Source organism: Mesorhizobium sp. M5C.F.Ca.IN.020.32.2.1 (assembly GCF_004023105.1).
Lineage (GTDB): Bacteria > Pseudomonadota > Alphaproteobacteria > Rhizobiales > Rhizobiaceae > Mesorhizobium > Mesorhizobium wenxiniae.
The window spans coordinates 1-4,211 of sequence record NZ_RZSX01000569.1 but is presented as its reverse complement, the minus strand read 5'-3'; the positions used below and the strand labels follow the sequence as shown (position 1 = coordinate 4,211).

Sequence of the window (4,211 nt, the reverse complement as noted above, 5' to 3'; positions counted from 1 at the left end):
GCCTGGCCGTGGTGTTTGTCTTCGGAGATGCGTACCTCAACAGCTCGACCGAGTCGATCGGCGGCTGGCTCCAAAGAGTTGCATTCGTCCTCGGCTGCGGCCTGACGGTTCTCGCCATGATGGTCGACCAGGCCTTCGTCGGCAACCTGCGCAGCACCGGCAGGATGATCCGGCAAGTGCTGTTCTCCACATTCAAGCTGCTGCTGATCGCCTGCGCTGCGGCCGCCGGCCACACGTCCAGTGCCGCGCTGCTTCTGACCTGGGTGGCCGGCCTGCTGGCGTCCTTTGTCGGCGTCGATCTCTTGACCCGGGGCGGCGCGCGTCGTCTTGTTGGGGCCCCCGATTTTCAGCTGCTCCATATTCTCCGACGCAAGGTGGTCGACCATTACGCGCTCGATGTGGCCGTGCAGGCCCCGAGCGTCATCATGCCCTACCTTGTGCTGGTTCTCCTGTCGCCCACCACAAATGCCGCCTTCGTGGCGTTGTGGATGCTGGTCTCTATGGCGTCATTGATTCCCGCAGCCATGGCCACGGTCCTGTTCCCCGTGATCAGGGCATGCCCGAAACAATCCAGACACGATGTCCTTGTATCGGTGACGGCGTCATTGCTCTTCTCGCTGGTCTGCGCCGTCATAGTCTTCACCTATTCGCAGCAGATCCTTGCGGTCTTCAATCCAGCGTATCCTGAGATCGCCGGTTCGAGCCTGCGCTTCCTCGGCTTCAGCCTGTTGGGATCAACGCTCAAATTTCATGCCTGTACGCTGGCGCGGTTGGGCGACAGGATGCGCAAGGCATCTCGCTGGTTCGCGCTTGGCGGATTGCTGGAGCTGTGCTTCGTGGTCGCGGGGGCGAAGCTTGGTGGACTTCAAGGCCTGGTCCTAGGCTGGACGCTCGCCGTCAGCATCGAGGGTGCATGTGCCGCCCTGATTTTGGCCTTCGCGGTGAAACTGGATTCTGCCGCCGGTCCCGCGCAGCACGAGCGACCGACCGAGTCGCCGCTCCAGACTTGAGGAGACATCGATCATGGCGCTGGGTTTGGGATTTCAAGCAGAACATTGTTACATTGGACACCCAATGACGACGGCGAATATTGCTCTGCAAATTTTCACCGATATGGACGCGGTGGAAGCTCAGTGGAGAACATTAGAGCAGCATGCGGATTGTACTGTATTCCAATTGTTTGATTGGCAGATGGAATGGTATCGCCACATCGGTTCCAAAGAGAAACTGATTCCGGTGATCGTGCTGGGTCTCGACGATACCGGCGTGGCGGTTTTTATTCTGCCATTGGCAATCGAACGCCATGGTCTGATCCGCCGGCTGGTCTGGTTTGGATCGGAATTGTGCGATTATAATTCGCCCATCCTGGCGATAAATTTTAGCGATCACGTGAAACCTGGGCAATTCGGCCGCCTCTGGAAAGACATAATTCGGACGATTCAAGACCATCCTCAACTTCGTTTCGACGCTGTTGAATTTTACAATATGCCCAGTGTTGTCGGCTCTCAACCTAATCCCTTTCTCGGCTTGCCAGTCCTGCTGGCTAATTGCGGCGGACATGTCGCAACCCTCCCGGAAGCGAACTGGGATCGGTTTTATGCGTCAAAGTTTTCGAATTCGACGCTGCATACCCACCGGCGCAAGGCCAAAAACCTCGCCAAGCAAGGTGGCGGGGCGATTCGCTTTGTAGACGTGCAAGAGCAGGCCGAGATCGAGTGCACCATTACAAAGCTGATCGAACAAAAACGGAGCAGCTATGCCCGAATGGGTGTTCATGATATGTTCGCACGTCCGGGTTTTCGCGAATTTTACTTGGCGATTGTCGCCAATCCTCGCTTGTGCGAGGTCATCCATGTCACGCGGCTGGATGTGGCTGGGGTTCCGGTGGCGACGGGTCTCGGTCTCCGGTTCAACTCCATTTATTCACTGGTGATGTCGAGTTATGAGGACGAGTTCGCCAAATACAGTCCCGGGCGTCAGCATATTCAGGAAATGTTGCAATATGCCATTGGCCAGAAGATGCAGAAATTCGATTTTACGATCGGCGACGAACCCTATAAGCTTGCATGGTCGGATATCAACTTGCCTTTGTTTTTCCATTTTGACAGCAGAACGTTGCGCGGTCGTATTGTAATTGCGGCGCGAATGGCGATCCATTATGTGGATACATGGTATAATCAAACGACGTTGTTAAAGCCGCCGCTGCGGCAGGTTATTCGTAAGACAAGACGATCCTTGCGTCGCATGTTTATCTGACCGACTGTTCACGAGTTTTTGATCTTGGAGCGGGATACAATCATCGATCTTCTCGAAAAAGTATAGTATAATGCGATTACTTTGCTGGAGACTATGATGTATGGCGTAGATATTGGGACTGTCGGCGGCGGCTTGGGGGGCTCCATCGCCGCCGCGACGCTCGGGCGAGCTGGATTCTCGGTCGCCCTGATCGACGCGCATCATCCCTATCCGGAGGATTTTCGCTGCGAGAAGATTGAGGAGAAGCAGTTCAAGTTGCTTCGCGAGACTGGCCGGCTGATGGAGGGGATTGTTGCCGCGTCAACGCTGTTCACAGAACTGTGGATTGCGCGGTTTGGTCGCGTGATGAACAAGCGCCCCTGGTTTGGTTTTGCAGCAAAAGACGGAGTCTTGAATTTTCTTCGACACCGTTTGGCTCGCTGTCATGATCGTGTTTTCAATGAAGTGGTGGGCAAAGGAGCGGGAATTGAATAATATTGATGTAGCGGTCCTCGGGGGTGGTACCGCCGGCTCGTTAGCCGCTGCGATGCTTGGCCGGATGGGGATTTCGACCATCCTTGTTGATATCCATCAAGTCTATCCGGTGGAGTTTCGCTGCGAAAAACTCGATGGCGATCAAGTCGACTTGCTCAAAAAAACCGGGCTGGTGGATGCCGTATTGGCGGCTGCGACACCGATGACTGAGATATGGGTGGCCCGTCGCGGTTATGTCATCGGTAAAAAGCAAGGGAAACACGGCGAGCCCTGCGAATATGGGGTGGCTTATGAGGATTTGGTAAATGTTATTCGCCGCCAGATTCCAGATAGTGTCCAATTCATCTGCGCTAAAGTGACCAAAATAACGACGAGTTCCGACCGGCAGGAAATTACCCTGTCAAATGGTGACACATGGTCGACCCGATTGATTGTGGTGGCGACCGGCTTAAACAATGTCGTCCGGGGTGCGATCACGCGATCCGAGATCAGCAAATGCCACTCGATCAGTGTTGGTTTTGATCTCACCTCTAAAGCTGGTTTCAAATTTCAAGCTTTAACGTATTCTGCGGAAAAGCCAGGGCCTATGGGTTATGTGAGCATGTTTCCGATTGGTTCAAGAATGCGCGCCAATGTATTCGTCTACCATGGTGATATACGCCATCCGTGGTGTCAGGAAGTGCGCACATCGCCGTTATCTGCATTATATTCGGTAATGCCCCGATTGAAGCGTCTCCTTGGTGATGCTGTCGTCTCAAGCGATATTCAGATTCGACCCGTTGATCTTTACGCTGCGCAGAATCATGAACAGCAACCCGGTCTGGTATTGGCTGGTGACAGTTTTGCTACCAGCGATCCGGCGGCGGGTACGGGTCTCAATAAAGTGCTAACCGACGTTGATCGGTTATGCCATCATATTCCGACATGGTTAGCCACGCCCGGCATGGGGATCGAGAAAATTCAGACATACTACAGTGATCCCGTCAAAGTTACCTGTGATGAATGGTCGCTTGGTGAAGCATTTTACAACCGATCACTGGCGTCCGATACAACGCTTTTATGGCGTATTCGTCGGATGGGCTGGATTGGTCTCGATATGATGGGGATCTCGATCCCACAACTTCGCTTGATGGCGGCAAACGCAGTTCGTTGAGGAGCAGGCTGAGCTGTCTCCCGGGGATAGCAGCGCTACTGTTGAATGCCATTCTCGAGAAGCGACGTTCCAAGACCATCGCTAGGTGTGCGCGAGGCCGGCAAGCTCTCGCCGGTCAGCGGCAAGGTCGGGACCGGCGAACCGGCCGGCTCTCTTGGCTCGCTAGCGCCCACGCTGATGTTGACGAGGTCGCCTGGCTGCAACAGGGTCATCCCATCGGACTCGATGCTGACCGGCCCGGCTGCCGATTGCCGCACGATTTGATAAGTTGCGCTGTTTGCGTCCTTCGCAAACTGTGCGCGGGTCACCGGCAACGTGTACAGGACGC

General features: G+C 54.8%; 4 protein-coding genes and 1 pseudogene. 4 read left to right on the top strand and 1 reads right to left on the bottom strand.

The annotated features are described in order from the left end of the window. The 4 genes and pseudogenes from EOA86_RS38865 to EOA86_RS24435 form a co-directional block, all read left to right on the top strand. Positions 1–1,010 (top strand): annotated as a pseudogene (locus EOA86_RS38865) (hypothetical protein); the annotation flags it as partial. A gap of 13 nt (positions 1,011–1,023) precedes the next feature. Next, positions 1,024–2,256, top strand: coding sequence for a GNAT family N-acetyltransferase (locus EOA86_RS24445; protein ID WP_128344017.1), 1,233 nt, complete (start codon positions 1,024–1,026; stop codon positions 2,254–2,256). A 96-nt stretch (positions 2,257–2,352) separates the two neighbouring features. Then, positions 2,353–2,730 (top strand): FAD-dependent monooxygenase, encoded by a 378-nt coding sequence (locus EOA86_RS24440; protein ID WP_206630120.1) that lies wholly within the window; start codon positions 2,353–2,355, stop codon positions 2,728–2,730. Continuing rightward, positions 2,681–3,883: an NAD(P)/FAD-dependent oxidoreductase gene (locus EOA86_RS24435; RefSeq protein ID WP_128344013.1), complete on the top strand. Its 1,203-nt coding sequence runs from the start codon at positions 2,681–2,683 to the stop codon at positions 3,881–3,883. The genes EOA86_RS24440 and EOA86_RS24435 overlap by 50 nt, the downstream gene beginning before the upstream one ends. Before the next feature lie 35 nt (positions 3,884–3,918). Here the strand turns inward: EOA86_RS24435 and EOA86_RS39575 are convergent. Next, the coding region (locus EOA86_RS39575) for a hypothetical protein (protein WP_206630119.1) at positions 3,919–4,211 on the bottom strand (293 nt) is incomplete at its 5' end.

Bases quoted from the DNA above. Each gene is read 5' to 3' on its own strand.
- EOA86_RS24445 (WP_128344017.1), top strand. From the start codon at position 1,024: ATGGCGCTGGGTTTGGGATTTCAAGCAGAACATTGTTACATTGGACAC.
- EOA86_RS24440 (WP_206630120.1), top strand. From the start codon at position 2,353: ATGTATGGCGTAGATATTGGGACTGTCGGCGGCGGCTTGGGGGGCTCC.
- EOA86_RS24435 (WP_128344013.1), top strand. From the start codon at position 2,681: ATGATCGTGTTTTCAATGAAGTGGTGGGCAAAGGAGCGGGAATTGAAT.